Raw genomic sequence first — 4,245 nt, 5'->3', positions numbered from 1 at the left:
ACCGCCGGCGCGCCGCGCGACCACGACGTGCAGGCCGACGTCGCGTGCCTGCGCCAGCAGCGGCACGAGCGGGGCGAGCGGCGACTGCGACTGCGGCGCCACCAGGTCGTAGTCGTCGACGACGACGAACGCCTCGGGCCCGCTCCACCACGACCGCTCGCGCAGCTGCTCGGCCGTCACGTCGGGGCCGGGGATCCGGCCCTGCAGGAACTGCGCCAGCCCGTTGACGACGGGCTCGAGCTGCGCCGCGCTCGACACGTACTCCATCCGCCACTCGTCCGGCACCTCGCCGAGCAGGGAACGTCGGTAGTCGACGACCACGAGCTGCGCCTCGCGCGGCCCGCGCGTGCGCATGACCTCACGGGCGTAGGCGCGCAGGAAGGCGCTCTTGCCGGAGCGGCCGTCGCCGTAGAGCAGCGCGTGCGGCTCGGCGTCGAGGTCGAGGCCGACGGGCGCCAGGTCGCGCTCGTCGACGCCGACGAGCACCCGCCGGTCACCCTCGCCGAGCCTGGCCAGCTCACGCACCCGCTCCAGCGAGATCCGGTCCGGCAGCAGGCGCAGCTTCGGGCCGCCCTCGCCCCAGGAGTCCCTGACGCGGGTGACCAGGTCGACGACGGCGGGGCCGAGGTCGCGCGCCTCGCCCCGGCCGTCGAGCCGCGGCAGCGCCGCGAGGAAGTGGTGCTTGGTCGTCACGAGACCGCGACCGGGGCGCTCGGCGGGCACCAGCTGCGCGACCTTGCGGTCGACCTCGGAGTCCGTCGGGTCACCGAGGCGCAGCTCCAGCCGCGTGCCGAAGACGTCGCGCATGGCGGCCCGGAAGTCGCCCCACCGACCCGCCGAGGCGAGCACGTGCACGCCGAAGGTCAGACCACGCTGCGCGAGCGACTGCAGCTCCATCTCGAGCATGTCGAAGTCCGAGCGCAACGTGCCCCAGCCGTCGACGACGAGGTACACGTCGCCGTAGCCGTCGTCGGCCTGGCCCTCGCGCCGACGGGCCCGGTACGTCTCCACCGAGTCGATGCCGTGGCGCCGGAAGTACGCCTCGCGACGGTCGATGATGCCGCTGACCTCCGCGTGCACGCGACGCACGACGTCGGGCTCGGCCCGCGTGGCCACGCCCGAGACGTGCGGCAGGTCGGTGAGGCCGGCGAACGTGCCACCGCCGAAGTCGAGCACGTACACCTGGCTGTCGCGCGGCGACGACGACAGCGCGATGCTGGCGACGATCGTGCGCAGCAGCGTGCTCTTGCCGCTGCGCGGACCGCCGACGACGGCGGCGTGGCCGCCGGCGCCCGAGAGGTCGATGACGAGCTGGTCGCGACGCTGCTCGCGTGGCCGGTCGACGGTGCCGATCGGGACGCGCAGACCACCGTGGGCGCGCCACGTGGCCGAGAGCATGCCGCCGCCGTCCGTGGGCGTGAGGTCGCCGAGGAGCCCGTCGAGGGTGTCGGGCACGTCGAGCGGCGGCAGCCACACCTGGTGCGCGAGCGGCCCGCGACCGTGCATGGCGTCGACGGCGATGTCGAGCACCGAGGCCGACGACGTCGAGGCGGGCACCGGGGCGGGCGCAGGACCGTCGTCGGCCGGTGCCAGCTCGGTCGGGGCGAGCACGTGGGAGGCGGTGAACGGGAGGATCGCCCGCGCCTGCGAGCGCGACTCGTCCTCGCCGATGCTGGCGCGCCGCGGCGGCGGCCCGGAGACGTACGCGGCCTTGAACCGGACCATCTCGCCGTCGGCCTTGAGGTACCCCAGGCCCGGCACCGACGGCAGCTCGTAGGCGTCGGGGACGCCGAGCACCGTCCGCGACTCCGCGGCGGAGAACGTGCGCAGGCCGATCCGGTAGGACAGGTGGCTCTCGAGCCCGCGCAGGCGGCCCTCCTCGAGGCGCTGCGAGGCGAGCAGGAGGTGGATGCCGAGCGAGCGGCCGAGGCGACCGATGGCGACGAAGAGGTCGATGAACTCCGGCTTCGCCGCGAGCATCTCGCTGAACTCGTCGACGACGATGAACAGCGACGGGAGCGGGTCGAGCGGCTCGCCGGCGGCGCGCGCCTTCTCGTAGTCGCGCAGCGAGGCGTAGTTGCCCGCGCGGCGCAGCAGCTCCTGGCGGCGGACCATCTCGCCGGAGATCGCGTCCTGCATGCGGTCGACGAGGTCGAGCTCCTCCTCGAGGTTCGTGATCACCGCCGCGACGTGCGGCATGTCGGTGAGTCCGGCGAACGTCGCACCGCCCTTGAAGTCGACGAGGACCATGTTGAGCTGCTCGCTGGAGTGCGTGAGCGCGAGCCCGAGCACGAGCGTGCGCAGCAGCTCGGACTTGCCCGAGCCCGTCGCGCCGATGACCAGCCCGTGAGGACCCATGCCCTGCTGGGCGGACTCCTTCAGGTCGAGGTGCACGGGAGCGCCCGTGGGTCCCACCCCGATCGGCACGCGGAGCTGGTCGCGCGCCGGCCGGGACCGCCACCCGTCGGCGACGTCGAGCGTGCGGACGTCGCCGAGACCGAGCAGGTCGGTGAGGTCGGGCGTGGTCGACGTCGCGTCCTCGCGGACGGGACCCTCGGTGCTCGCCAGCGGCGCGAGGCGGCGCGCGAAGGCCTCGGCGCTCTCCCGGTCGAGCTGGTCGGCGTGACCCTTGACGGGCTCGTCGTGGCGCCGCCAGGCCGTGACGCCGACGGCGCCACGGTCGGCCTGCACGAGCTCCAGCCTCAGCCGGGTCGGGTCCTCGAGCTCGCCCCAGGACTCGGGGAGCTCGATCACGGTCATGCCGTGGACGCCCTCCTCGGGCACGAGGTGGTTGCCCGGCGGCAGCGCCGGACCGTCGACCACGAGCAGGACGTGCGGACCCTCGACCGGCTGGTCGGCGCCGAAGCGCGGCCGGTCGACGACCTCCTGCGGCAGCATCGCGGCGAGGTCGTCGAGGGAGGAGGCGATCATCCGGGCGGGGCCGACCGCGTCGCTCTCGCGCTCGCTGTGCGCGTGCGGGAGCCACTTGACCCAGTCCCAGTCGCGTGCGGCGTCGTCGTCGGCCAGGACCGCGACGACCAGGCCCTGCGGGGCGTGGAACGCCGTGGCCTCGCAGACGAGGGACCGGGCGAGCGCGCGCACGTGCTCGACGGAGCCGAGCAGCTCCACGCGGCTGAACGCCGAGAGGTCGATGGCGGCGGGCAGGTCGGGCTGCGCGCGGTGCACGGACAGCAGCCGGTGCAGCGCGGACGCGCACACCGGGTCGACCTGGTCGATCGACGTCGTGGTGGGCGGCACGAGCTCCAGCGCGAGCGGCTGGGTCGAGGTGCCGTAGCGGACGTGGAGGGCGTGCGGGTCGTCGGCCGGACGCTCCCACAGACGGCTGCCCTCCTCGGCCACGGCGGCCAGGGCCGACGGCGCGGGGTGCAGCCACGTGAGGCCGTCGCGCTGCGCGTCGGCAGCTGCCCGCACGCGGGCCCGCACGGTCGAGAGGTACTGCAGGTACTCGCGGCGCGACCCGCCGACCTGCGTCCGGCGCTGCTTGAGCTGGCGCTCGACGCTGACGGCCACGAAGCCGAGGGTCGCGAGGAGGAACATGCCGGCGGCGATGAACCCGCGCGCACCGCCGCCGCTGGAGGCCACGAAGACGATCGAGCCGACGCTCGCCAGCATCGGCAGCGCCATCATGAGCGCGCCGCCGATGCCCTCGTGCGGCGCCAGCTCCGGGGGCGGGTCGAGCTCCAGGGCACCCTCGGGCACCCGGGGCGGCTCGACTCGACGTCCGCGCTGCAGCGTGGTGGCCACACGACCTCCTGGTGGGTCTCGGGGAGGGGCACGGCGCCCCCGCCGCACGATCGTAGCCGCGCCCGACCCCCCGGACGGGCCGTTGATCGGTCACACTGTCCCCGAAGGGGGTCGCATGAGCGAGAGCACCGCGCTGGCCACGATCCGGCTGAGCGTCGTCGGAGACGCGGGTCGGGTCGACCTCGCCGTGCCCCGGTGGGCCGACGTCGGCGCCGTGGCGGCAGGCTTCCGCGACCAGACGGGCAGCGGTCCGGTGCTGCTGAGCACCGCCACCGGACGCGTCCTCGACCCGACGACGTCGGTGCACGCCGCGCGTCTCGAGCACGGCGACCTGCTGGTCGCGGTCGACGCCGACGCCGCTCCCGTGAGCACTGCCCCGACGGGTCGCGGGTCGCGCGGCCGACGCGCCCAGCCCGTCCCCCACACCGCCGCCCAGCCCGTCGTCGCTGCACCGACCGCCCGAGCCGCGAGGTCCACGAC

The 4,245-nt window shown here is 75.0% G+C and carries 2 protein-coding genes; one reads left to right on the top strand and one right to left on the bottom strand.

Features of this window, described 5'->3' with window-relative positions; all coding sequences use genetic code 11:
• Positions 1 to 3,765, bottom strand: a 3,765-nt coding sequence (eccCa, locus tag NH339_RS17460; protein ID WP_253027272.1) for a type VII secretion protein EccCa, incomplete at its 3' end; no start/stop codon positions are given.
• 115 nt (positions 3,766 to 3,880) lie between these two features.
• Between eccCa and NH339_RS17455 the strand changes: the two genes are divergently transcribed.
• Positions 3,881 to 4,245, top strand: a 365-nt coding sequence (locus NH339_RS17455; RefSeq protein ID WP_253027271.1) for an EsaB/YukD family protein, incomplete at its 3' end; no start/stop codon positions are given.

It is taken from the genome of Aeromicrobium sp. CnD17-E (assembly GCF_024124745.1).
GTDB lineage: Bacteria > Actinomycetota > Actinomycetes > Propionibacteriales > Nocardioidaceae > Aeromicrobium.
The sequence above is the reverse complement of the archived record's forward strand: the minus strand, read 5'-3'. Positions and strand labels throughout refer to the sequence as shown.